The 24,817-nt window shown below is 64.4% G+C and carries 19 protein-coding genes; 10 read left to right on the top strand and 9 right to left on the bottom strand.

From position 1 onward, the window contains the following. Positions 1-51 precede the first annotated feature (51 nt). Both I9018_RS18725 and I9018_RS18720 read left to right on the top strand, forming a co-directional pair. On the top strand, positions 52-672 hold the full coding sequence (locus I9018_RS18725) for a phosphatase PAP2 family protein (RefSeq protein ID WP_124347912.1): 621 nt from the start codon (positions 52-54) through the stop codon (positions 670-672). Next, positions 659-1,624 carry a fatty acid desaturase family protein gene (locus tag I9018_RS18720; RefSeq protein WP_241107173.1) on the top strand — a complete coding sequence of 322 codons (966 nt, stop codon included), beginning with the start codon at positions 659-661 and terminating at the stop codon, positions 1,622-1,624. Before I9018_RS18725 ends, I9018_RS18720 begins: the two co-directional genes overlap by 14 nt. Positions 1,625-1,665: 41 nt before the next feature. On the opposite strand, the gene I9018_RS18715 is transcribed toward I9018_RS18720, so the two are convergent. The 3 genes from I9018_RS18715 to nspC form a co-directional block, all read right to left on the bottom strand. After that, positions 1,666-3,405: a dipeptidase gene (locus I9018_RS18715; protein WP_241107172.1), complete on the bottom strand. Its 1,740-nt coding sequence runs from the start codon at positions 3,403-3,405 to the stop codon at positions 1,666-1,668. Between the two features lie 210 nt (positions 3,406-3,615). Continuing rightward, positions 3,616-4,860, bottom strand: a complete 1,245-nt coding sequence (locus I9018_RS18710) for a saccharopine dehydrogenase family protein (protein ID WP_241107171.1) — start codon at positions 4,858-4,860, stop codon at positions 3,616-3,618. 31 nt (positions 4,861-4,891) lie between these two features. Further along, positions 4,892-5,989: a carboxynorspermidine decarboxylase gene (nspC, locus tag I9018_RS18705; protein WP_241107170.1), complete on the bottom strand. Its 1,098-nt coding sequence runs from the start codon at positions 5,987-5,989 to the stop codon at positions 4,892-4,894. A 402-nt stretch (positions 5,990-6,391) separates the two neighbouring features. Between nspC and I9018_RS18700 the strand changes: the two genes are divergently transcribed. The 7 genes from I9018_RS18700 (at position 6,392) to I9018_RS18670 (ending at position 14,665) form a co-directional block, all read left to right on the top strand. After that, on the top strand, positions 6,392-7,690 hold the full coding sequence (locus I9018_RS18700; protein WP_241107169.1) for an NAD(P)/FAD-dependent oxidoreductase: 1,299 nt from the start codon (positions 6,392-6,394) through the stop codon (positions 7,688-7,690). Beyond that, positions 7,690-8,100: a RidA family protein gene (locus tag I9018_RS18695; protein ID WP_241107168.1), complete on the top strand. Its 411-nt coding sequence runs from the start codon at positions 7,690-7,692 to the stop codon at positions 8,098-8,100. Before I9018_RS18700 ends, I9018_RS18695 begins: the two co-directional genes overlap by 1 nt. A 70-nt stretch (positions 8,101-8,170) precedes the next feature. After that, the gene (locus I9018_RS18690; protein ID WP_068580870.1) at positions 8,171-8,848 is read left to right on the top strand and encodes a DUF1028 domain-containing protein; all 678 of its coding nucleotides are present in this window, start codon (positions 8,171-8,173) and stop codon (positions 8,846-8,848) included. Then, the gene (gene argE / locus I9018_RS18685; RefSeq protein WP_241107167.1) at positions 8,841-10,004 is read left to right on the top strand and encodes an acetylornithine deacetylase; all 1,164 of its coding nucleotides are present in this window, start codon (positions 8,841-8,843) and stop codon (positions 10,002-10,004) included. The genes I9018_RS18690 and argE overlap by 8 nt, the downstream gene beginning before the upstream one ends. Before the next feature lie 231 nt (positions 10,005-10,235). Then, positions 10,236-11,726, top strand: coding sequence for an aldehyde dehydrogenase (locus I9018_RS18680; RefSeq protein ID WP_241107166.1), 1,491 nt, complete (start codon positions 10,236-10,238; stop codon positions 11,724-11,726). Positions 11,727-11,813: 87 nt separating this feature from the next. Beyond that, positions 11,814-13,262: an APC family permease gene (locus I9018_RS18675; protein ID WP_241107165.1), complete on the top strand. Its 1,449-nt coding sequence runs from the start codon at positions 11,814-11,816 to the stop codon at positions 13,260-13,262. A 2-nt stretch (positions 13,263-13,264) separates the two neighbouring features. After that, the gene (locus I9018_RS18670) at positions 13,265-14,665 is read left to right on the top strand and encodes an aspartate aminotransferase family protein (RefSeq protein WP_241107164.1); all 1,401 of its coding nucleotides are present in this window, start codon (positions 13,265-13,267) and stop codon (positions 14,663-14,665) included. A 148-nt stretch (positions 14,666-14,813) separates the two neighbouring features. Here I9018_RS18670 and I9018_RS18665 read toward each other — a convergent pair whose 3' ends face one another. From I9018_RS18665 to I9018_RS18645, 5 genes are all read right to left on the bottom strand, one after another. Beyond that, complete coding sequence (locus tag I9018_RS18665; RefSeq protein ID WP_241107163.1) at positions 14,814-20,570, bottom strand: putative Ig domain-containing protein; 5,757 nt, start codon at positions 20,568-20,570, stop codon at positions 14,814-14,816. A 114-nt stretch (positions 20,571-20,684) separates the two neighbouring features. Then, positions 20,685-21,221 (bottom strand): GNAT family N-acetyltransferase, encoded by a 537-nt coding sequence (locus I9018_RS18660; protein WP_241107162.1) that lies wholly within the window; start codon positions 21,219-21,221, stop codon positions 20,685-20,687. After that, a complete protein-coding gene (locus I9018_RS18655) occupies positions 21,221-21,760 on the bottom strand; it encodes a tail fiber protein (RefSeq protein WP_068580849.1) in 540 nt (179 codons plus the stop codon). Before I9018_RS18655 ends, I9018_RS18660 begins: the two co-directional genes overlap by 1 nt. A gap of 30 nt (positions 21,761-21,790) precedes the next feature. Next, positions 21,791-22,366, bottom strand: a complete 576-nt coding sequence (locus tag I9018_RS18650; protein WP_241107161.1) for a tail fiber protein — start codon at positions 22,364-22,366, stop codon at positions 21,791-21,793. A gap of 35 nt (positions 22,367-22,401) precedes the next feature. After that, positions 22,402-22,947 (bottom strand): tail fiber protein, encoded by a 546-nt coding sequence (locus I9018_RS18645; protein ID WP_068580842.1) that lies wholly within the window; start codon positions 22,945-22,947, stop codon positions 22,402-22,404. Positions 22,948-23,194: 247 nt separating this feature from the next. Here I9018_RS18645 and I9018_RS18640 point away from each other — a divergent pair, with 247 nt between their 5' ends. Next, positions 23,195-23,437 carry a hypothetical protein gene (locus I9018_RS18640; protein ID WP_241107160.1) on the top strand — a complete coding sequence of 81 codons (243 nt, stop codon included), beginning with the start codon at positions 23,195-23,197 and terminating at the stop codon, positions 23,435-23,437. 227 nt (positions 23,438-23,664) lie between these two features. Here I9018_RS18640 and I9018_RS18635 read toward each other — a convergent pair whose 3' ends face one another. Then, on the bottom strand, positions 23,665-24,798 hold the full coding sequence (locus tag I9018_RS18635; protein ID WP_241107159.1) for a branched-chain amino acid ABC transporter substrate-binding protein: 1,134 nt from the start codon (positions 24,796-24,798) through the stop codon (positions 23,665-23,667). Positions 24,799-24,817: the final 19 nt, after the last annotated feature.

Genomic DNA, 24,817 nt, shown 5'->3' with positions numbered 1-24,817 from the left:
GGGCGCCGTCTTGAATCGCCATGCCCCCATGCCCGTGGCGAGCCGACAGCCATGACCGGCTCCTGGTCGCGTCTCGGGTCCGCCAATCCTCGGCAGGCCCTGGCGGCGGCGTTCGGCTTGCTGCTGGGGTTGGGCGCGTTCATCGGCCTGCAGCGCCTGGTCACGCCGCGCTATCACTGGGTCACGCCGCTGGATGAGCTGATTCCTTTCGTGGCCCAGTCCTGGTTCCTTTACGTGCTGTTCTTTCCCTTTGTCCTGTTGGCGGCGGCCTACGCCAGCCAACAGGGCTTCAAGGCCTTGCGCAACGCTACCGGCATCGCCTTCGTCGTGGGCCTGTTGTGCTTCTGGCTGTTTCCCGAGCAGGTGCCCCGGCCGGATCTCGGCGTGCTCGGCAGCGGCTTCCTGCAGCAGCGACTGAGCCGGATGTGGCAACTGGACCTGGCCTGCAATGGTTTTCCCAGCCTGCATGTCACCGTGACGTGCCTGGCCTGCCGAGCACTGTGGGGCCGGTGTGGCAAATGGCTGGTCGCCGGCAGCGGCCTGTTGATCTGCCTGTCGACCCTGACCCTCAAGCAGCACACCCTGGTCGACGTCGCTGGCGGCCTGCTACTGGCCCTGGCCTGCGCCTTGGCCACTCACCGACAAGGGAGCATTCGCCGTGTCCCAGCTTGAATCGCGTGCCGGGGCCAACCTGGCATTGCGCGCCTTTACCCCCGCCGCCGAGTGGTTCGTCCTCAAGCCCTGGATCGGCCTGCTGGCGTTGCTGGCCGACTGGGGCCTGATCGGTGTGGCATTCGCCTGCGCCGCCTATTGGCCGCACCCCCTGACGTACCTGCTGGCGGCGCTGGTCATCGCCCGCAGCCAGCTGGCGCTGGCGGTGATCATGCACGAGAGCGCCCATGGCGTGCTGTTGCGTCGTCAGTCGGCCAATGACCTGGTCGGCCAATGGCTGGCCGCCGGTCCGTTGTTCCTTTCCCTGCGCACCTATCGGGCCGGGCACCTCAAGCATCATCGCCAGCCCATGCTGCACGATGACCCGGTGGTGGCGGTGTTCGGCATCGGGGACTATCCGCTGCCTCGGCGGCGCTTGGCCTTGCGGCTGGCGGCGGACCTGTGTGGGGTGGGGTACTTCATCAGCGCCTTCAGGTTGGCTCGCGGCGACTACCGCCACTGCCTGCCCAAGGTCGACAAGTCGGCGCGCCAAGTGTTCGGGGAAGTCCTGTCGATGCTGCTGGGCAATGGCGTGCTGCTGGGACTGCTGGCCTGGTCCGGGCACCCATGGCTCTACCTGGGGTTGTGGTTGCTGCCGGCCATTACCTTGTTGCCGCTGATGGGGCGCGTGCGGGCGATCCTCGAGCATGCGGGCTTGCCCGCCAACGCCGACCAGAGCCAGAACGCCCGCAGCATCGTGGCGCCCAACTGGCAGACCTTCGTCTTCGGCCCCCACGGGATCCACTACCACATCGAACACCATCTCTACGTGCGCATACCCTTCTATCACCTGCGCAGCGCCCATCGCCAGCTGGCGGCCCGAGGGCTGCTGCCGGTGGAGAACCTTTACCGGGGCTATATCGCGGTGCTGCGGGATGTCAGCCGCCCGGTGCAGGACGCTGCGGGCGACTGAGGCAGGCGCACTGGCCGCAGGGGCCAGTGCCAAGGGGACGGCTAGAGCTTGGGCAACTGTCCGACCCGGCCGACCATCTCGGTGACGATCTGCAGGTCCAGCAGGAACTGCTCCACGGTCTTGAACTCGTTGTCGGTGTGGCCGGTGTATTTCACCTCCGGACGCGCCAGGCCGAATTGCACGCCGTTGGGCAGTTCATGTACCGAGGTTGCCCCAGCGGAGGTGCCGAACGTGTGGGCCATGCCCAGGTTCTCGCTGGCCACGTCCAGCAGCGCCTTGACCCATTCGCCCTCGGGGTTGCGGTACATCGGCGCGGCGACCGAGGTATTGAACTGCACCGCCACCTGGTTCTGCTTGCTCCAGGCCTCCAGCTTGTCGCTGATCTGCGCCTTCAGCGCCTCTGGCGCCTTGCCCTTGGGCACGCGCAGGTTCACCGCGACCTTCAGTGCCTTGTCATCCACGCTGACCAGGGTCGGGGAGGTGGTCAGCGGGCCCATGAAGGCATCCGAGAAACCCACGCCCAGCTTCTTGCCTTCATAGTCCAGGCCCCAGTTGTCGGCGAGGTAGTGCGCGGCGTCAGTGAACTGGTTGTGCTTGAGCGCCACCTTGCCCTCCAGGCCGTGGACGAAGTCCAGCATCCGCGCCACCGGGTTGACCCCGGACTCGGGTTCGGAGGAGTGGGCGGACACGCCAGTGACGGTCAGCAGCACGTCCTTGCCTTCTACCCGGGCATCGATCTTGAAGTCGCCACCGTGGCGCTTGACGTAATCGGCGCCGGCCTTCTGCAGGCTGGCAACCAGTTCGCCCGGTTGCTCGCTGGTCAGGGTCGCCACCGAGGTGGAGGGGATCTGGTTGGTGGCCAGCCCGCCGGTCAAGTGGGTGATCTGCGCGCCCTTGCCCTCGGCGGCACGCTGGGGGAAGGTCGCCATCACCGTGCCGTAGCCTTTCTCGGCGATCACCACCGGGTAGCCGCCATCGAGCGCCAAGTTGTAGTTGGGCACCGGGTTGTGTTCGAAGTAGTAGGGGATGGCATCGCCGCTGGTTTCCTCGGTGGTATCCACCAGCAGCTTGAAGTTGCGGGCCAGGGGCAGTTTTTCTTCCTTGACGATCTTCATGGCGTAGAGCGCCACCACGATGCCGTTCTTGTCATCCTCGGTGCCGCGCCCGTACATCCGGTCGCCGATCAGCGTGACCTTGAACGGGTCGAGCCGGGTACCGTCCTGCAGCACCCAGTTCTGCGGGGTGACCGGCACCACGTCGGCGTGGGCGTGGATGCCCACTACTTCGTCGCCGCTGCCGGTCAGGGAGATCTCGTAGACGCGGTTGTCGACATTGCGAAACGCCAGGCCGAAGTCCTGGGCCAGGCCCTTGATCTTCTCGGCGATCTTGAGGAATTCCGGGTTCTCGTGCTGGGGCACGCCGTCCACGCGGAAGGTGGGGATGGCCACCAGTTCGCGCAGGGTTTCAGTGGCGGCCTTGCCGTACTTGACCCGGGCATAGAGCCCGAGCAGGCGGTGGATCTCGTTCTGCTGCTCGGCCGAGAGCGTCTTGCCGGCCAGGAAGCCATCGATGGCCGGGGCCAGGTGGGCACTCTTGCCCGGCTGGCTCTTGGCGACCTCACCGATGAACTGGCGGAAGTCCTTGACCGAGGCGTCGTTGAAGTTCTTGAGGATGGCCGCGCTCTGTTGCGGCGTGATGTTGGCCTGGGCGACGTTGGCGAACACCGACAGGCTGGCGAGCATCAGGGTGGCCGTGGCCAGGTGCTTAAGGGAAAAGTCCATTACGCAGGGCATTCCTTTGCAGGAGGTGGGTAGGGAATGTCTGATAGGCCAGACAGAAACCTTGCCAAGCTAACACTGCGCAGGAGGGCTGCGGGAGCCCCGGAAAGGGGAACTGTCGCACGGAAATGCAAAAGCGGCGCACAAACGAAAGATGTGTCGCCGGCGGGGCAGGGGGCGCCGCGGTGGGCGCCCCCTGCGTTCGGGACTACCTTAGATGGCGGCGTCCCACGGACGGTCGCCGTGCTCGTCCTTGATGCGGGTCGGCAGGCCCATCACGTCCAGCGCCTTGAGGAATGGCTCAGCGGCCAGTTCCTCGACGTTGACCATGCGCTGCACATCCCACTCGCCACGGGCCACCAGCAGGGCGGCGGCAACTGGCGGTACGCCAGCGGTGTAGGAAATGCCCTGGCTGTCGGTCTCGGCGTAGGCTTGCTCGTGGTCGGCCACGTTGTAGATGAACACCTCGCGCGGCTGGCCGTCCTTGGTGCCCTTGACCAGGTCGCCGATGCAGGTCTTGCCGGTGTAGCCCGGGGCCAGGGAAGCCGGGTCGGGCAGTACGGCCTTGACCACTTTGAGCGGCACCACTTCCAGGCCTTCGGCGGTCTTGACCGGCTGCTCGGAGAGCAGGCCCAGGTTCTTCAACACGGTGAACACGTTGATGTAGTGTTCGCCGAAGCTCATCCAGAAGCGCACGTTGGGCACTTGCAGGTTCTTGGACAGCGAGTGCACTTCATCGTGGCCGGTCAGGTACAGGTTTTGCGAGCCCACCACTGGCAGGTCGTCGGTACGCTTGACTTCGAACATGGTGTTGCTGGTCCACTGGCTGTCCTGCCAGCTCCACACCTGTCCGGTGAATTCGCGGAAATTGATTTCCGGGTCGAAATTGGTGGCGAAATACTTGCCATGGGAACCGGCATTGACGTCGAGAATGTCGATCGAGTCGATGCGGTCGAAATGCTGTTGCTTGGCCAGGGCAGCGTAGGCGTTGACCACGCCCGGATCGAAGCCCACGCCGAGGATGGCGGTGACGTTCTTCTGCTGACACTCCTCGAGGTGTTTCCACTCGTAGTTGCCGTACCACGGCGGGGTCTCGCAGATCTTGCCCGGCTCTTCGTGGATCGCGGTGTCCAGGTAGGCCACACCGGTATCGATGCAGGCACGCAGCACCGACATGTTGAGGAAGGCGGAACCGACGTTGATGACGATCTGCGATTCGGTCTCGCGGATCAGCGCCTTGGTCGCCTCGACATCCAGAGCGTCAAGCGAGAAGGCCTGGATATCGGCGGGCACCTTGAGGCTGCCCTTGGCCTTTACGCTTTCGATGATGGCCTGGCATTTGGAGATGTTGCGCGACGCGATAGCAATACGACCGAGTTCGTCGTTGTGCTGCGCGCACTTGTGGGCCACCACCTTGGCGACACCTCCTGCACCAATGATAAGAACATTCTTCTTCAATTTACTTATTTCTCCTTAATTACCTGCCCGTTCAGGAAAGGCTGGACAGATAGTCTTCGAAACCAAACTCGCGAACCACTTCGACACTACCGTCGAGTTGTTTCACGACGATGGACGGCATTTTCAGACCGTTGAACCAGTTTTTCTTGACCATGGTGTAACCCGCCGCGTCAACGAACGACAGTCGATCGCCGATGGCCAGCGGACGCTCGAATGGGTACTCGCCGAAGATGTCGCCGGCCAGGCACGACTTGCCGCAGACCATATAGGTGTGCTCGCCGTCGTTGGGGGCCATCTTGGCGTTGAGGCGGTAGATCAGCAGGTCGAGCATGTGCGCTTCGATGGAGCTGTCCACCACCGCCAGTTGCTTGCCGTTGTACAGGGTGTCGAGCACGGTCACTTCCAGCGAGGCGCTCTGGGTGATCGCCGCTTCGCCGGGCTCCAGGTACACCTGCACGCCGTATTTTTCGGAGAAGGCCTTGAGCCGGGCGCAGAACGCATCCAGGGCATAGTCTTCGCCGGTGAAGTGGATGCCGCCGCCGAGGCTGACCCATTCGACCTTGTGCAGCAGGTGGCCGAAGCGCTCCTCGATGTGGTTCAGCATCTGGTCGAACAGGCCGAAGTCGCCGTTCTCGCAATTGTTGTGGAACATGAAGCCGCTGATCTGCTCGATCACTTGCTCGATCTTCGCCGGGTCCCATTCGCCCAGGCGGCTGAACGGACGAGCCGGGTCGGCCAGCAGGTAGTCGGAGCTGCTTACCTGGGGGTTGACCCGCAGGCCGCGGACCTTGCCGGCGGACTGTTCGGCGAAACGCTGCAACTGGCCGATGGAGTTGAAGATGATCTTGTCGCAGTTATCGAGCATTTCCTCGATCTCATCGTCGGCCCAGGCCACGCTGTAGGCATGGGTCTCGCCGTCGAACTTCTGCCGGCCCAGCTTGAGCTCGTACAGCGACGAGGAGGTGGTGCCGTCCATGTACTGCTGCATCAGGTCGAACACCGACCAGGTGGCGAAGCACTTGAGGGCCAGCAGGGCCTTGGCGCCGGATTGCTCGCGCACATAGGCGATCTTCTGCATGTTGACCAGCAGCTTCTGTTTGTCGATGAGGTAATAAGGCGTCTTGATCATTGGGCGATCTCCGGCAGGGCCAGCCAAAAAGGTACGCATTGTGCCTTCAGTGTCCACAGATCGAAAGCACGGAAATGGATTTTCGCCGGACGGCCCCGATTGCATCGGGCAGGGCGGTGTCCGAAGGCCCAGCGGGCCTTGTCGCGGCGGCGACCACAGGCATGGACCCGATCATCGAGGCAGGCCCTGTAGGCGCTGGCGCCGGCTGCGTACGGGCGCGTAGCGACCGCCGGGCGATCCCGCGCAAGCTGCCTCGTTTTTTGCTCTCCAGCGAGCACATATTTAGTAATTTTCCTTCGCTGATGTCTGCCGCACCATCTGCCGCATCCGACTTACACCCGGGTTCTGAACAGAGCGTCCAGCCTTGCGCTGGCGTCCACCGTCTCGCAGAAGGACACAGACATGAGCGTTGAACAAATACACGTGGATACCCTGGTGGTAGGCGCAGGCCAGGCCGGAGTCGCCATGAGCGAACACTTGGGCAAGCTGGGCGTGCCGCACCTGGTGCTGGAGCGCAAGCGCATCGCCGAGGCCTGGCGCAGTGGCCGCTGGGACTCCCTGGTGGCCAACGGCCCGGCCTGGCACGACCGTTTCCCGGGGCTGGAATTCGACCTGCACCCCGACGCCTTCGCCGCCAAGGACCAGGTGGCCGACTATTTCGAAGCCTATGCCCGCCAGGTCAACGCGCCGATCCGTACCGGTGTCGAAGTACGCCAGGTACAACGCAACATCGGTCGCCCCGGCTTCACGGTCGAGACGTCCATGGGATCGATCCAGGCCAATCGCGTAGTGGCGGCCACCGGGCCGTTCCAGCGTCCGGTGATCCCGCCCATCGCTCCTGTCGACACTGGGCTCCTGCAGATCCACTCCGCCGACTACCGCAATCCCCGGCAACTGCCGGCAGGCGCGGTGCTGGTGGTAGGCGCCGGATCGTCCGGGGTGCAGATCGCCGATGAGCTGCAACGTGCCGGCCGCCCGGTTTACCTGTCGGTGGGCGCCCACGACCGGCCGCCGCGCGCCTACCGTGGTCGTGATTTCTGCTGGTGGCTCGGGGTCCTGGGGGAGTGGGACGCCGAGATCGCCAAGCCCGGTCGCGAACACGTGACTATCGCTGTCAGTGGCGCCCGTGGCGGCCAGACCATCGACTTCCGTGCCCTGGCCCACCAAGGCATCACCCTGGTGGGGCTGACCAAGGCCTTTGAAGGCGATCGGGTGAGCTTCCAGGCCGACCTGGTGGACAACCTGGCCCGTGGCGACGAGAACTACCTGGCCCTGCTGGATGCCGCCGACGCCTACATCGCCCGCAACGGTCTCGACCTGCCGGCCGAACCCGAGGCCCGGCGACGCCTGCCGGACCCAGAGTGCGTGACGCGGCCGATCCTCGAGCTGGACCTGCAGGCCGCCGGTATCACCTCGATCATCTGGGCCACCGGTTATGCCGTGGATTTTTCCTGGTTGCAGGTCGACACCTTCAGCGAGCAGGGCAAGCCCTTGCACCAGCGCGGCGTGTCCCGCGAGCCGGGGATCTACTTCCTCGGCCTGCCATGGCTGTCGCGGCGCGGCTCGTCGTTCATCTGGGGTGTCTGGCACGACGCCAAGCACATCGCCGATCACATCGCCACCCAGCGCAAGTACCAGGCCTACGGCAGCGAGCCGGCCGGGTCCAGCGTCCATACCTTCAGTTCCGTGGGAGCCCGTTGATGCCAGTCCATACCCGTATCCGCATGTTCAACACCAAGGACACCTATCCCAACCAGACCCTGGACAACGACCTCTGCCAGGCCGTACGCGCCGGCAACACGGTGTATGTCCGGGGCCAGGTGGGCACCGATTTCGCCGGCAACCTGGTGGGGCTCGGCGATCCACGGGCCCAGGCCGAGCAGGCGATGAAAAACGTCAAGCAGTTGCTGGAGGAGGCCGGCAGCGAGCTGGCCCATATCGTCAAGACCACCACCTACCTCACCGATCGGCGCTATCGCGAGCCGGTCTACCAGGAGGTGGGCAAGTGGCTCAAGGGCGTGTTCCCGATCTCCACCGGCCTGGTGGTCGCGGCCCTGGGCCAGCCCCAGTGGCTGATGGAGATCGACGTGATCGCGGTGATTCCCGAGTGAGTGCCGCGCTGTGGAGTTCGGCGGCGCCGCTCGGCGCGTCCCAGGGGCCTTTTGGGGCCAAGGAGTTGCCATGACTTTTTCCATCGTTGGGCGCTGCGCCGAAACCGGCCAGCTGGGCATTGCCATCAGTTCCTCGAGCATCGCCGTGGGCGCGCGCTGTCCCTGGGTGCGGGCCGGGGTCGGGGCTGTGGCCACCCAGAATGTCACCCTGCCGGCCCTCGGGCCGCAGATCCTCGATCTGCTGGAGAGCCACAAGCTGGAACCGCAGCAGGCGTTGCAACAGGCCCTGGGGCGCAATGGCTGGAGCCAGTACCGCCAGGTCACGGTGATCGACGACCAGGGGCGCACCGCACTGTTCAGCGGCCAGCAGGCCCTGGGCACCCATAACGCCCTGGCGGGCGAGCAGTGCGTGGCGGCCGGCAACCTGCTGGCCGGGACCGAGGTCATCGACGCCATGGTCCGGGCTTTCGAGGGCACCCCGGGGATGCTCGCCGAGCGCTTGCTGGCGGCCATGCACGCCGCGATGCGCGCCGGCGGCGAGGCCGGGCCGGTGCATTCGGCGGCGCTGATGGTGGTGGACGACTTGACCTGGCCTGTGGTCGACCTGCGGGTGGACTGGGCCGAGGAAGACCCCATCGGCCAGCTCAATGACCTGTGGCAAGCCTATCGCCCGCAGATGCAGGACTACCTGGCCCGGGCCCTGGACCCCACGGCGGCCCCCAGCTATGGAGTGCCGGGCAATGAATGATCCGTCGAGCCGCGAACTGCTGGCACGGCTGGTGGGGTTCGCCACGGTCAGTCGTGATTCCAACCTGGAGCTGATCGCCTTTATCCGCGATTACCTGGCGGGCCTCGGGGTCGACAGCGAGCTGATCTACAACCCCGAGCGCACCAAGGCCAACCTGTTCGCCAGTATCGGTCCCGACGACCGTGGCGGCATTGTGCTCTCCGGCCACACCGACGTGGTTCCGGTGGATGGCCAGGCCTGGACGGTGGAGCCCTTCGTGCTGAGCGAGCGCGAGGGGCGCCTGTACGGGCGTGGCACGGCAGACATGAAGGGGTTCATCGCCGCGGTGCTGGCGGCGGTGCCGACCTTGCTCCGGCGGCCGTTGCGGTTGCCCGTGCATTTGGCGTTCTCCTATGACGAGGAGGTGGGTTGCCTCGGCGTAAGGCCGATGCTCGCCCGTTTGCAGGCCCGACCGCACCGGCCGTTGCTGTGCCTGATCGGCGAGCCCACCGAGCTGCGGCCGGTGCTGGGGCACAAGGGCAAGCTGGCCATGCGCTGCCAGGTGCGGGGCGCCGCCTGCCATTCGGCCTATGCGCCCCAGGGGGTCAATGCCATCGAGTACGCGGCGCGGTTGATCGGCAAGCTCGGGGAGATCAGCACCCGCTTGGCGCAGCCGCAGCACCATGACCGACGGTTCGATCCGCCCTTCACCACACTGCAGACCGGCATCATCCGTGGCGGCCGGGCACTGAACATCGTGCCGCAGGATTGCCAGTTCGATTTCGAGGTGCGCACCCTGCCGGGCTTCGACCCCCAGCAGGTGGTGGATGAGCTGCAAGACTATGCCCAGCAGCAGTTGCTGCCCGGGATGCGCGCGGTGCAAGCCGATACCGCCATCGACCTGCAGCCCTTGAGTGCCTATCCGGGGCTGGCCACCGCGCCCGACAGCGAGGCCGCCGAACTGCTGGCGCTGCTCAGTGGCTCCCGGGAATTCGGCACCGTGGCTTTCGGCACCGAGGGCGGACTGTTCCATGAGGCCGGCATCCCCACGGTGGTCTGCGGGCCGGGCAGCATGGACCAGGGGCACAAGCCGGATGAGTTCATCAGCCTGGAGCAGCTCGCGGCCTGCGATGCGCTATTGCTGCGCCTGGCGGACTGGCTGGCGCAACCGGCCTGAATCGACCTCGTCTACCGACCCCGGCACAGCCCCGCGCAGCCTGCTGCTTCAAACCCTGGCGGTCGTCCGCGAGGGCTCTGCGACGGGGTGTCGAGGCTCATCGGGCTACAGAGTTTTTTCATGGGACTGGAGCATATTTTTAGTATTTTTCCTCCGCTCCCCAGTGACGCACCATCGCCTTGAACTCCAATAACAACCAGGCCGTGGCAACGGCCGACGAGGGCATGCAGCGTGTTCGATCTTCGTTACTGGCAGCAACGGGCTGCCCAACAGACATTCATTGACCAGGCGCTGATCGGCGGTCGGCGTTTGCCGGCGGCATCCGGTGCCACCTTCGATGCGATCAACCCCGCCACCGGCCAGGTACTGGCCCGGGTCAGCGCCGGCGGCGCCAGTGAGGTAGACCTGGCGGTGGCCGCGGCGCGCCGGGCGTTCGAGCATGGCCCCTGGGCACGCATGGCGCCGGGGCAACGCAAGCAGGTACTGCTGCGCCTGGCCGAGTCGATGCTCGCCCATCGTGAAGAGTTGGCCTTGCTGGACTCGCTGAATATGGGCAAGCCGGTGATGGACGCCTGGAACATCGATGTGCCGGGCGCTGCCAATGTCTTTGCCTGGTACGCCGAGAGCATCGACAAACTCTATGATCAGGTCGCCCCCGGCGGCACCGGCAGCCACGCCACCATTCGCCGTGAGGCCCTGGGGGTGATTGGCGCGGTGGTGCCATGGAACTTCCCCCTCGACATGGCTGCCTGGAAGCTGGCACCGGCCCTGGCCGCGGGCAACTCGGTGGTGCTCAAGCCCGCCGAGCAGTCGCCGTTCTCGGCCCTGCGCCTGGCCGAGCTGGCCCTGGAGGCCGGCTTGCCGGAAGGGGTGCTCAACGTGGTGCCGGGCCTTGGGAGCGAGGCCGGGCGTGCCCTGGGCCTGCATCCCGATGTGGACTGCCTGGTGTTTACCGGTTCGACCGCCGTGGGCAAGTGCTTCATGCAGTACTCGGCACAATCGAACCTCAAGCAGGTCTGGCTGGAATGCGGCGGCAAGAGCCCGAACCTGGTGTTCGCCGACTGCCAGGACCTGGATCTGGCTGCTGAAAAGGCCGCGTTCGGCATCTTCTTCAACCAGGGCCAGGTGTGCTCGGCCAATTCGCGGCTGCTGGTGCAGCGCAGCATCCATGACGAGTTCGTCGAGCGCCTGCGCCTCAAGGCCCGGGACTGGCAGCCGGGTCATCCGCTGGACCCGGCCAGCCGTGCCGGAGCCATCGTCGATCGACGCCAGGCGGCCAGTGTCATGGGCCATATCGAGACTGCCTGCCAGCAGGGCGCGCAGCTGGCCTGTGGCGGTCGGCGCTTGTCTATCGATGGCAGCGACAACTACATCGAGCCGACCATCTTCACCGCTGTCGACCCGTCAATGAGCATCGCCCGGGAGGAGGTCTTCGGCCCGGTACTGGCGGTGACGGCGTTCGATGATGAAGAGCAGGCCATCGCCCTGGCCAACGACAGCGTCTATGGCTTGGCCGCCTCGTTATGGAGCGATGACCTGAACCGTGTCCACCGCGTGGCGCAGCGTTTGCGCGCCGGCACGGTGTCGGTGAATACCGTGGACGCCCTGGATGTCACCGTGCCTTTTGGTGGTGGGCGCCAGTCGGGATTCGGGCGCGACCTGTCGCTGCATGCCTTCGACAAATACACCCAGCTCAAGACCACCTGGATCCAGTTGCGCTGAGCTACGCGGGTGCCTTGCGGTGCCGAGCGGCACCCCCTCGCCTGTCTTCGGTGGCAGGTTCACAACAATAAGAAAGGAGTGTGTGGCATGAGTGCAAATGTCTTGGACACAGCGGCAGCGCCTGCTGCCGGTGGCGGGTTGCGCCGGGTTCTCGGGCTGGGCTCGCTGGTTTCGGTGGCCGTGGGCCTGGTGGTGTCCCAGGGGGTCATGGTGTTGATGTTGCAAGGGGCCGGGATGGCCGGGTTGGGCTTCTTCATCCCCTTGCTGCTGGCCTACCTGCTGGCCCTGACCTATGCGATGTCGTTTTCCGAACTGGCCCTGCTGGTACCTCGGGCCGGTAGCCTGAGCAGCTACACCGAGGTGGCCATCGGGCACTTTCCGGCCATCCTCGCGACCTTCTCCGGCTACATGGTGGTGGCGATGTTCGCGCTGTCTGCCGAGTTGCTGCTCCTGGACCTGATCATCGGCAAGGTCTACCCGGGGGCGTTGCCTCCGATGCTGGTGGCCTATGGCGTGCTGGGCACCTTTACCGCGCTCAACCTGCTGGGTATCGATGTCTTCGCCAAGCTGCAGACGGTGTTGGCGGTGGTGATGGTGGTGATTCTCCTGACCCTGGGGCTAGGCGCGGTCAGCAGCGCCCAGGCCAGTGTGCAACTGTCCCTGGAGCAGGGCTGGAACCCCATGGGCATCGGCGCCCTGGCCCTGGCGGCGATGGCCATCTGGGGCTTCGTCGGCGCCGAGTTCGTCTGCCCGCTGGTGGAGGAGACCAAGCGGGCGGAGCGCAATATCCCGCGTTCGATGATCATCGGCCTGAGCCTGATCTTCCTGGTCATCACCCTGTATTGCCTCGGCGCCTTGCTGTGCATTCCCCGGGACCAGCTGGTGAGCGATCCGCTGCCGCATTTCCTGTTCGCCACCACGGTGTTCGGCGAGTCCGGCAAGTTGTTCCTGGTGGGGGCGGTGATCACTGCCACCTGCAGCACCGTCAACTCGTCCCTGGCGGCACTGCCTCGCATGCTCTACGGCATGGCCCAGAACGGTCAGGCCTTCCCTCAGTTCAAGCGCCTGAGCCGGCGTACCCGCACGCCCTGGGTGGCGGTGCTGTTCATCGCCGCCATCACCGGCCTGCCGATCCTGGTGCTGGGGCAGGACCCGGACTCCATCAGCCTGCTGTTGTTGGCCGCTGCAGTGGCCTGGCTGTTGGCCTACATCATCGTGCATATCGATGTGATTGCCTTGCGTCGACGCTACCCGGATGCACCACGGCCGTTCCGTTCGCCGTTCTATCCCTGGCCCCAGGTGGTGGGCATCGTCGGCATGCTGTTTGCGATCTATCACGTCTCGCCGTCACCTGAGGTGACTGGGCGGATCTTCGGCAGTGCCGGTGTGGTTCTGGGGGTGATCTCGTTGATTGCCGTGCTCTGGGTCAAGTGGGTGATGCGCAAGCCGCTGTTCACCCCGGAGCCCTTGGTGCCTGCCGCCTCCACTGCTTCGCCACGTTCTTGCAATGAACCTTCCCATAGCGCAGGAGAATGACCATGAGTGCTTATACCCCCCAGCCGCAACGCAGCACCCGGGACTACCAGGATCTGGACGCAGCGCACCATATCCATGCGTTCCTCGACCAAAAGGCCCTGAATGCTGAAGGTCCGCGAGTGATCGTCCGGGGTGAAGGCTTGCAGCTCTGGGATAACGACGGCAAGCGCTACCTGGACGGCATGTCCGGCCTGTGGTGCACCAACCTCGGCTACGGCCGCAAGGACCTGGCCGCCGCGGCCACGGCCCAGCTCGAACAACTGCCGTACTACAACATGTTCTTCCACACCACCCACCCGGCGGTGGTGGAGCTGTCCGAACTGCTGTTCAGCCTGTTGCCGGGGCACTACAGCCATGCCATCTACACCAACTCCGGTTCTGAGGCCAATGAGGTGCTGATCCGCACTGTGCGCCGCTACTGGCAGATCCTCGGCCAGCCGCAGAAGAAGGTGATGATCGGCCGCTGGAACGGCTATCACGGCTCGACGCTCGCAGCCACGGCCCTGGGCGGCATGAAGTTCATGCATGAAATGGGCGGGCTGATTCCGGATGTCGCGCATATCGACGAACCCTACTGGTTCGCCCATGAGGGCAACTTGAGCCCGGCCGAGTTCGGCCTGCGTTGCGCCCGGCAATTGGAGGAGAAGATCCTCGAACTGGGGGCCGAGAACGTCGTCGGGTTCATCGCCGAACCCTTCCAGGGCGCTGGCGGCATGATCTTCCCGCCGCAAAGCTACTGGCCAGAGATCCAGCGCATTTGCCGCCAGTACGACGTGCTGCTGTGCGCCGACGAGGTGATCGGCGGGTTCGGGCGTACCGGCCAGTGGTTCGCCCACCAGCACTTCGGCTTCGAGCCCGATACCCTGTCCATCGCCAAGGGCCTGACCAGCGGCTACGTGCCCATGGGCGGCCTGGTGCTGGGCAAGCGCATCGCCCAGGTGCTGGTGGAGGAGGGTGGCGTGTTCGCCCACGGCCTGACCTATTCCGGGCACCCGGTGGCGGCAGCCGTGGCCATCGCCAACCTCAAGGCCTTGCGCGACGAGGGCGTGGTGGACCGGGTCCGCGACGATACCGGCCCGTACTTGCAGCAGTGTCTGCGGGAGGTGTTCGGCAACCATCCGCTGATTGGCGAGATCCAGGGCACCGGTCTGGTGGCCGCCTTGCAATTGGCCAAGGACAAGGCCAGCCGCCAGCGCTTCGCCAACGAGAACGACATCGCCTGGCGCTGTCGCACCCTGGGTTTCGAGGAGGGGGTGATCATTCGCTCGACCCTGGGCCGGATGATCATGGCCCCGGCCCTGGTGGCGACTCGGACGGATATCGACGAGCTGGTGGACAAGACCCGTCGCGCGCTGGAGCGCACCGCAGGTGAGATCGACGCCGGGAGCTTGCCAGCGGCCTGATGGTCGATAGGCGCTTGTCCCGATCCGTTATCGGGTGAGAAAAAACACCCCGCCGGAGCCTGGCTCCGGCGGGGTGTTTTTTTCTGCAGTACAGGGGAAGGGGTTCCCGCTGCACGGTGCCGGCCACTACCGCTAGCCTGCTTTGGGTCTAGAACTTGCCGTTCAGGCCCAGGCGGAAGCTGTCGTTGCGCTCATCGGAGCCCAGGGCGGTCTTGTAGGAGAAGCCCAGTTGCCAGGCGCGCCCGAGGTTGAAGTCCATACCCATGTCCAGGCTGGCGAAATCGCTGTCCTGGGCGTCGGGCTTGAGGCGATACAGGATGCCCTCGTCGCCCTGGTCGGTGTAGCGCATCTTGTAGTCGCTGTGGGTGCTGAAATTGTGCCCCCAGGCCAGGCCTACCTTGGGAGTGACCACACCGACCCGGGTCATCAGGTCATAGCCGGTACGCAGGCCCAGGTAGGACGTGAAGTTCTGCTGGCGCTGTTCCTCATAGGACAGGCCGTAGATGCCTCCGCCGTTTTCGCTGAAGGCGTCCAGGCGCGTGGTGCTGGCATTGAAACGCCCATAGGGCGTCAGCGACAACTGGCCCTGGCGGTATTCGTAGCTGGCGGTGAGGGACGCGAACAACTGGTCGGCATCGCGCGAGCCACGGGCGTAGTCGTTGGCGCTGCCGGTGATGTAGCGACGCGAGTCGAAGCTGATGCGGTTATAGCCCAGCAAACCGTCCAGGTAGAACTGCGAGGCGGGGTTCAGGCTCAGATAGGTGGCGATGCCAATGGCGTCCGCATCGCTGCGGGTCTTGTGGTCGCCAATCTCGCTGCGATCGGTGCCGTAGCCGATGCCGATACCGGCGATGACGGTAGGCGACAGGCGATAGTCGGCACCGGCGCTCAGGCCCATGGTGGTGAAGCTGTTGTCGCGGGCGCCGCGGGCATGGGTCGAGCCGTTGTTGACGAAACCATCGCTCCAGAACGCCAGGGCCTGCTGTTGGCACTCGCCATTTTGCGCAGCGCTCGCAGCTTCGCGTTTTTGCTGCTCGGTCTGGTTTGCCGAACTCCCCAGTTGCTGCTCGATGGCCTTGGCCATCTCGCCCAGGGGCAGGTCGCTACCGTCCTTGCGCAGACTGGCATTGAACGAATTGCGCTCGCAACGCATTTGATGCAGTTGTTCCAGTCGATGGTTGAAGTTGTCCATCTGGGTACTGGCAAAGCGTTCTGCGCTTCGGCTCTGGGCATTGAGCAGGCCGATCACTTCGCCATCCTTGGTGGGGTCCGGGCGCGGCTGGACGATGAAACTGACCGTGCTGGCAGCGCTGGAGCCCGTGCCGTTGTGCAACCTGAAGCTGATGATCGCGGTACCGGCAAAGGCCGCCGAGGGCACGAAGCGCATCGAGAAGGGGCCGCGCATCATGGCCCTACCGGCCGAGGCCGGACTCACCGTACCCAGGATGACCTGGGTGAAGGGGCCGCCTGTGGCGCCCTGGGTCAGGTCGACGATGGCTTCTTCTCCGGCCGAGAGGATCTGGCTGGAGGCCGGCACGCTGATGGGCACGGCGCTGATGCTGATCGAGTAGGCCCGCGAGCCCGTGGCGCCGTTGCTATCGGTGCTGGTGAGGGTCAGGTTGCTGGTGCCGCTGGCCGTTGGCGTACCGCTGATTGTCCCGGTGCTGGCGTTCAGGCTCAGGCCTGCGGGCAGGCTGCCGCTGGTGATGCTGTAGGTGTAGGGCGCGCTGCCTCCGGAACTACTGAGGACGGCGCTGTAGGCCGTGCCACTGGTGCCCGCGCCCAGGCTCGCGGGGTTGATGCTCAGGCTGGGCGCACTGACGGTGAGGGTCACGGTGGCCGGGCTGGAAGTGCCACTGGCATTGGTGGCGGTATAGGCGAAGGTGTCGTTGCCGGAGTAACCGGCAGTGGGTGTGTAGGTGATGCCGGTTCCGGTCGCAGTAGCGGTGCCGTGGGTTGCGGCGGTGGAGACGGCCACGCTGGTGGCGGCGCCGCCGGTGATGCTCAGGGTGATCGAATTAGCGCTGCTGTTGGCTGCCACCGTGGCACTGACCGCGTTGGCTACAGGGGCCTGTGCATTGATTTTCAGGGTGTAGGCCTTGCTGCCCGTGGCGCCGTTGTTGTCGGTGCTGGTGAGGGTCAGGTTGCTGCTGCCGCTGGCCGTTGGCGTACCGCTGATTGTCCCGGTGCTGGCGTTCAGGCTCAGGCCTGCGGGCAGGCTGCCGCTGGTGATGCTGTAGGTGTAGGGCGCGCTGCCTCCGGAACTACTGAGGACGGCGCTGTAGGCCGTGCCACTGGTGCCCGCGCCCAGGCTTGCGGGGTTGATACTCAGGGTCGGTGCACTGACGGTGAGGGTCACGGTGGCCGGGCTGGAAGTGCCACTGGTGTTGGTGGCGGTATAGGCAAAGGTGTCGTTGCCGGAGTAACCAGGGGCAGGGGTGTAGGTGATGCCGGTACCGGTGGCGGTAGCGGTGCCGTGGGTTGCGGCGGTGGAGACGGCCACGCTGGTGGCGGCGCCGCCGGTGATGCTCAGGGTGATCGAATTAGCGCTGCTGTTGGCTGCCACCGTGGCACTGACCGCGTTGGCTACAGGGGCCTGTGCATTGATTTTCAGGGTGTAGGCCTTGCTGCCCGTGGCGCCGTTGTTGTCGGTGCTGGTGAGGGTCAGGTTGCTGCTGCCGCTGGCCGTTGGCGTACCGCTGATTGTCCCGGTGCTGGCGTTCAGGCTCAGGCCCGCGGGCAGGCTGCCGCTGGTGATGCTGTAGGTGTAGGGCGCGGTGCCGCCGCTGGTGCTGAGGGTGGTGCTGTAGGCCGTGCCCACCGTGCCATTGCTGAAACTGGGCGGGGTAATCACCAGGGTTGGAGCGCTGACGGTGAGAGTCACGATGGCCGGGTTGGAAGTACCACTGGCGTTGGTGGCGGTATAGGCAAAGGTGTCGTTGCCGGAGTAACCGGCAGTGGGTGTGTAGGTGATGCCGGTTCCGGTCGCAGTAGCGGTGCCGTGGGTTGCGGCGGTGGAGACGGCCACGCTGGTGGCGGCGCCGCCGGTGATGCTCAGGGTGATCGGGTTAGTGCTGCTGTTGGCTGCCACCGTGGCACTGACCGCGTTGGCTACAGGGGCCTGTGCATTGATTTGCAGGGTGTAGGCCTTGCTGCCTGTAGCGCCGTTGTTGTCGGTGCTGGTGAGGGTCAGGTTGCTGGTGCCGCTCGCCGTTGGCGTACCGCTGATCGCGCCGGTGAGGGTGTTCAGGCTCAAGCCGGAAGGCAGGCTGCCGCTGGTGATGCTGTAGGCATAGGGTACGGCGCCGCCGCTGGTGCTGAGGGTGGTGCTGTAGGCCGTGCCCACCGTGCCAATGCTGAAACTGGGCGGGGTAATCACCAGGGTTGGAGCGCTGACGGTGAGAGTCACGGTGGCCGGGTTGGAGGTGCCGCTGGTGTTGGTGGCGGTATAGGCGAAGGTGTCGCTGCCGGAGTAGCCGGGGGTAGGGGTGTAGGTGATGCCGGTGCCGGTGGCGGTAGCGGTACCGTGGGTCGCGGCGGTGGAAACGGCCACGCTGGTGGCGGCTCCGCCACTCAGGCTCAGGGTGATCGGGTTAGCGCTGCTGTTGGCTGCCACCGTGGCACTGACCGCGTTGGCTACTGGGGCCTGTGCATTGATTTGCAGGGTGTAGACCTTGCTGCCTGTAGCGCCGTTGTTGTCGGTACTGGTGATGGTCAGGTTGCTGGTGCCGCTCGCCGTTGGCGTACCGCTGATCGCGCCGGTGAGGGTGTTCAGGCTCAAGCCGGAAGGCAGGCTGCCGCTGGTGATGCTGTAGGCATAGGGTACAGCGCCGCCGCTGGTGCTGAGGGTGGTGCTGTAGGGCGTGCCCACTGTGCCATTGCTGAAACTGGCCGGAGTAATTACCAGGGTTGGAGCGTTGATGGTGAGACTCACGGTGGCCGGGCTGGAGGTGCCGCTGGCGTTGGTGGCGGTATAGGCGAAGGTGTCGCTGCCGGAGTAACCAGGGGCCGGGGTGTAGGTGATGCCGGTGCCGGTGGCGGTAGCGGTACCGTGGGTCGCGGCGGTGGAAACGGCCACGCTGGTGGCGGCGCCGCCACTCAGGCTCAGGGTGATCGGGTTAGCGCTGCTGTTGGCTGCCACCGTGGCACTGACCGCGTTGGCTACAGGGACCTGTGCATTGATTTGCAGGGTGTAGGCCTTGCTGCCCGTGGCGCCGTTGTTGTCGGTGCTGGTGAGGGTCAGGTTGTTGGTGCCGCTGGCCGTTGGCGTACCGCTGATCGCGCCGGTGAGGGTGTTCAGGCTCAAGCCGGAAGGCAGGTTGCCGCTGGTGATGCTGTAGGCATAGGGTACGGCGCCGCCGCTGGTGCTGAGGGTGGTGCTGTAGGGCGTGCCCACTGTGCCATTGCTGAAACTGGCCGGAGTAATTACCAGGGTTGGAGCGTTGATGGTGAGGGTCACGGTGGCCGGGCTGGAGGTGCCGCTGGCGTTGGTGGCGGTATAGGTGAAAGTGTCGCTGCCGGAATAGCCGGGGGTAGGGGTGTAGGTGATGCTGGTGCCGGTGGCGGTAGCGGTCCCGTGGGCTGCGGCGGTGGCGACGGCCACGCTGGTGGCGGTGCCACCGGTGATATTCAGGGTGATCGGGTTGCTGCTGCTGTTGGCCACGACCGTGGCGCTGACGGCGTTGGCAACCGGTGCTTGAGCGTCGATCGTCAAGGTGTAGGCCCTGGAGCCAGTGGCGCTGTTGGCGTCAGTGGCGGTGACGGTCAGGTTGGTGTTGCCACTGGCGCTCGGCGTACCGCTGATCGATCCGTTGCTGGTGTTCAGACTCAGCCCGGCCGGCAGGCTGCCGCTGGTGATTGCGTAGGTGTAGGGCGCAGTGCCGCCGGAGGCGGTCAGGGTCGTGCTGTAGGCCGTGCCCTGGGTGCCGTTGGGCACAGTGGTCGGCGTTATCGCCAGGGTCGGCGCGCTGACGGTGAGGGTCACGGTGGCCGGGCTGGAGGTGCCGCTGGCGTTGGTGGCGGTATAGGCGAAGGTGTCGCTGCCGGAGTAACCGGCGGTGGGGGTGTAGGTGATGCTGGTGCCGGTGGCAGTGGCGGTCCCGTGGGTCGCGGCAGTGGAGACGGCCACGCTGGTGGCGGTGCCGCCACTCAGGCTCAAGGTGATCGGGTTGCTGCTGCTGTTGGCGGCCACCGTGGCGCTCACCGGGCCAACGGTCGGGGCCGGCACGGCATAGGTATAGGCATTGGTCAGGGTCGCCGTGCCGCTTGGGGTGGTAACCATCACATTCACCGCGCCAGCGGCATGGGCCGGGGTAGTGGCGGTAATGGTGCTGGCATTGCTGACGCTAAAACCCGTGGCGGCCGTGCCGCCAAAGCTGACCGCGGTCGCCCCGGTCAGGTTGGTGCCGCTCAGGGTGACGGCGGTGGCACCGGCGGTGGTCCCGGTGTTGGGGGAGACCGACGTCAGGGTCGGCGTTGCCCCGCTCGTGACCAACAGGGTGTAGGTGGCGACACCGCCCTGATTCAGGCCGTCATTGAGGGTGATGCTGAAGGTGTAGCTGCCGGCGGTGGTTGGAGCGCCGTGAAGTGTGGTGGTTGCGCTGCCCGGTGACGGATCGAGGATCAGGCCCGAGGGCAGGCAGGGGGTCACGCCATCGTAGTCCGGGTCGTTGGCATCGCATTCCACCCACTTGTCCAGAGGCAGGGCTCCGCCAGTGGAACTGATGGGGATGCTCATGGACTGGCCCACCGCCACGCTGGGCAAGGTACTGCCCGAGGCCGGGCTGGTGATCACGGGAGCCGCGGCCATTGCCTGGTTTGCCAGGGACAGCATGACCAGCAGCATAAAGAGTGAAAGCAGCGGGCGTTTCACCCAGGTACCTAGCGCGATAAGTGGCGTTTTCATGGGGCTTCCTGCCTTGCGACCGGCTTGCGGGTCGTGTCCAGCGTGAATGTTGATAAAGGTCCAGCGGTTACAACATGGCTACAGCCGGCCCAATGGGCAGGTCCTGCACGACACTCAAGGGTTGTCGAGGTCCTCTTGCGCAACAGGCCGGACGGGCCGCTGCATCTGGGTATAGAGGCCGCTATCGGCGCCGCTCTGGAAGCCCAGGCGCTCATAGAGTCTGCGGGCCGGGCTGCCTTGTTCGACGCTCAGGCTGCAGGAGCGGCCCAGGGCATCGGCCTCGGCGAGCAGGCTCTGCAGTAACTGCGTGCCAATGCCCTGGCCGTGCCAAGCCGGGAGCAGGGCGATATCGACGATGCGCACATCGTTCGCCTGGCGATTCACGCACAGCCGCCCGATGGGGAGGCCCGCCTGCTCGATGATCAGGAAATCCGCCGCGGGGTAGTGTTTTTCATAGTGCTGGCGTTGTAACTCAGCCTGGGACACCAGGAAGGCACGGCGCTGGTCGTTATGCCAGCCAGGCACCGCGCAGACCTCGGCCCAGCGGCGCGACAGGTACAGCCCATGCAGGAACGCCCGATCGAGGTCGTCCTGCTGGCGCAGTACGACCGCGGGGCTTGCCGTTGGTGGGAGGTGCGTGGAGTACGTCATCAGGGTTTGACCGGGTACTCGCCATCCAGGCAGATGCAATAGCACAACGTCAGGTAGGGCTGCATGGTGTTGCGCATTGTCGGCGGTATCGTGGGGTTGCCGGCCGGTCCTACTGTGCCAGGGTCCAGCGTTTGGTCGCCCGACGTCGGGACGACGGTGCTGTACAAACGCACATTGCGTGGTTGTGCCAGGTAAGCGGTGTTGTTGGGGGTGTCCAGGGCCGCTGCCGTTTCGCTGCCGTCCTTGGCCAGGACCAAGTGGGTATGGGACGAGATGTTATTGGGCTGCAGTTGTATCCGGTCGGCGCCCATCTTGATACCCAGGGCGAACTGGCTGAGGGCTCCGGCACCCATGGCGACGCGTCCGCTGAGATCGGGCAGTTGGAAGGTTATCCCTGGAGTGCCGCCATACATGTTGCCAATGACCGAAAAGAGCCCTGGGTTCTGTTGGACAGTAAGGGTCGAACCATCGCAATAGGCCCAGTTTCGCGGTGCGAAGTTGTAGGGGAACAGTCTGATTTCACCGGTAAACGCGTCCATGATCGGTCGTTCCAGATTGAGTGATAAAAGTTACTGGTTGCGGGTCGGATACAGGCCGGCCAGGCAAATGATGTAGCAGATGCTCAGTGAGCCCATCAGGTTTGCATGAGGGGTCGCGTTGATGCTGGGGGGGATCAGCGCGGTGTCGAGAAAGGCCGGGTCCAGGGCTTGGGCAGGTGAGGTACCGGTTCCCTTGCTGTACAGGCCGGTGATGATGCCCGCACCCGGGAACGTGCCGAAGGTCATCTTCTTGGGAGTGGCCGCGGGGGAGGGTTCTGAGGAGATGGCGTTGTCGGTGCTCACGTTGAAAGAGTGGCTATGGCTTGGTGTGTTCTCCGGGCGCATGGTGACTGCTGTCACTCCCATGGTTGTCACCAGTGCCCTTGGGGTCAGGCCCGGACCACTTCCCATCCCTACAACGAGTCGGTCGGAGTAGTTCGGCACGGCGAAGGTGGTGGTGCCGTTGCCGCCATACAGGGTACCCAGTAACGAATACAGGATTTGGTAGTCGTTGATCGAGAGAAGCTTGCCGTCACACACTGTCCAACCTTGAGGTGGATAGTTACCAGCGAATATGCGGATCTCTCCGACGAAGGCTTCAGACATATCAGTTTCCTTGCTTGAGGGCCTGTAGATAGCCGTTAAGGGCGCGGAGGGTAGGTGCCGGTCGTGGCAATGCAGAAACAGCCAACGATGGAAGGTTGCATGTTCTGCATGGGCAAGCCCTCGGTCGGAACGACCGTGGCGTTGTTGAGGCGCATGGGATTGTTCGCCGCCAGGGTGTAGGTCGGTTTTGCAACCGCGCCCGCGGTGTTCGAGCTGATGGCGGGAATGTTGCCGGCAGGTCCTGCGTTACCGGTGGTATTCGAGACATGGGTGGCATGGGTGTGCGCGAGCAGCGAACTTTGCGGCATGGCCACTGTTTCAGTGCCGCCCTGAGTGCCCAGCACATGGACATCCATGATCGGAGGAACAGTCGAGGGCTTGAGGTTCTGTCCCAGGGCTACCCGGCCACGCAGGTCCGGCAGGCCGAAGGTGGTGGTGCCATCGCCACCAAAGGTCTTGCCCAGCAGGGAGGCCAGCGCCACGTTGCTGTTGAATGGCAGGATCTGCCCCTCGCACGGGAGCCAGCCTTCAGGTGCCCAACCCCAGGGGAACAGGCGGATTTCGCCGAGAAAGGGATCCATGTTCTTTTCTCCTTAAAGATGCTGGCTGAAGTGATTTCTAAAGCTGGCAATTTGATGTTGCGCACGATATACAAAATGGAATTTAGTTAGCAAACAGTATTTTTTTGCTGAAATAAGTGGAACTGGCATTCGCCTTTATTGACTTTTTAGTTGCGGTGGATTTTTCACTTGTGCAGTAACATTAGTTTCATCTTTGGCGGTAACGCTTGCTGGAAGGACTGGTGTTTAGCTTTAACGTTTTAGTTGGATGGCAGAGTGCCTTGATTGGGCGCTTGGTTACCGCCATGGCGCGACCTTTACCCAACAGGGGCAGGCATTCGAGCGGCAGCTTGTCGCCCCATGGCCTGGGTTTTCATTAATGGAAGGGGCCTTTTACCACGGGCTTTTCAGGGCTTTAGAGCGAATTTTAGTTGAGCTTGCAGGGCGGGTTTCAGGATTTAAAGTTGTGGAGAAAACAAAGCACGCTAACGACTTTTCGAAAAAAGCCTGACCTCATTCCAAAGTGATTGGAAGGTTGAGGTTTTAGATTGGAGATAGAGGGAAGTGTTACCTGGTGCGGTTCTTTTTGTTACCAGGGTTTCAACTTATTCCCAACTAGAACACTCGGGAATCATGGCGAAAGTTTGACTCCAGAAGGGCCGTCTTGCAGGACGCTTTCAGGCCTTGCACCTGAAAGCGTCCGGGCGCCGCCAGATTGGCGGCGCCCGGTACGGTACTTCAGAGCCCGGCGTTATCGGCCGTTGCTGTCTTCGGCTTGCCGTAGTGCCATTCGTAGACCACGAACTTGAAGTCCTTGAGGTCGCCTTTTTCATCGAAGCTCAGGTCCCCGGTCGGGGTCTTGAAGGTGCCGGCGTGGATCGCCTCGGCGACCTTCTCCGGGTCTTCGCTCTTGGCCGCGGCGATGGCGCCGGCAATCACCTCTACTGCCGAGTAGGAAGGCAGCACGAACGGTCCGCTGGGGTTTTCCTGCTTGGCCTGGAAGGCTTCCACCAGGGCCTTGTTGGCCGGGTCCTGATCGAAGGACTTGGGCAGGGTTACCAGCATGCCTTCGGAGGCATCCTTGGCGATTTGCGAGATGGAGTCGTTGCCCACGCCTTCAGGTCCCATGAAGCGCGCGGTCAGGCCCTTTTCCTTGGCCTGGCGCAGCAACAGGCCCATTTCCGGGTGGTAGCCGCCGAAGTACACGAAGTCGACATTGGCCTGCTTGATCTTGGCCAGGATCGAGGAGTAGTCGCGCTCGCCAACGTTGATGCCTTCGAACATCGCCACCTTGATGCCTTCCTTGCCAAGGATGTCCTTGACCGAGCTGGCGATGCCTTCGCCGTACTGCTGCTTGTCGTGGAGCACGGCGACGTTGGCGGGCTTGAGCTTGGCGATGTAGCGTGCTGCCGCCGGACCCTGGGCATTGTCCAGGCCGATGGTGCGGAACACCATCTTGTAGCCACGGGAAGTCAGCTCCGGGCTGGTCGCGGCCGGGGTGATCATCACGATGCCTTCGTCTTCATAGATGTCCGACGCTGGCTGGGTGGAACTGGAGCACAGGTGGCCGACCACGTACTTGACGCCGTCATTGACCACCTTGTTGGCCACGGCCACCGCTTGCTTGGGGTCGCAGGCGTCGTCGTATTCAACGGCTTCGAGCTTCTTGCCGTCGACGCCGCCCTTGGCGTTGATCTGCTCGATGGCCATGCGCGCGCCGCTGAACTGCATGTCGCCGTATTGCGCGACCGGGCCGGTCTTGGCCCCGGCGATACCGATCCGGATGGTGTCGGCAGCCAGGGAATGGCAGGCGAGGCCGGCGAGGATCATGGCGCTGAGCAGTTGGGTGGCTTTGTTATTGATACGACTCATTGTGGGTTCCACTCCTGTG

The sequence above is a fragment of the Pseudomonas sp. MPFS genome (genome assembly GCF_022537035.1).
Taxonomy (GTDB): domain Bacteria; phylum Pseudomonadota; class Gammaproteobacteria; order Pseudomonadales; family Pseudomonadaceae; genus Aquipseudomonas; species Aquipseudomonas sessilinigenes.
Note: the sequence above shows the minus strand (reverse complement) of the source record. Positions and strands in the feature narration are given on the sequence as shown.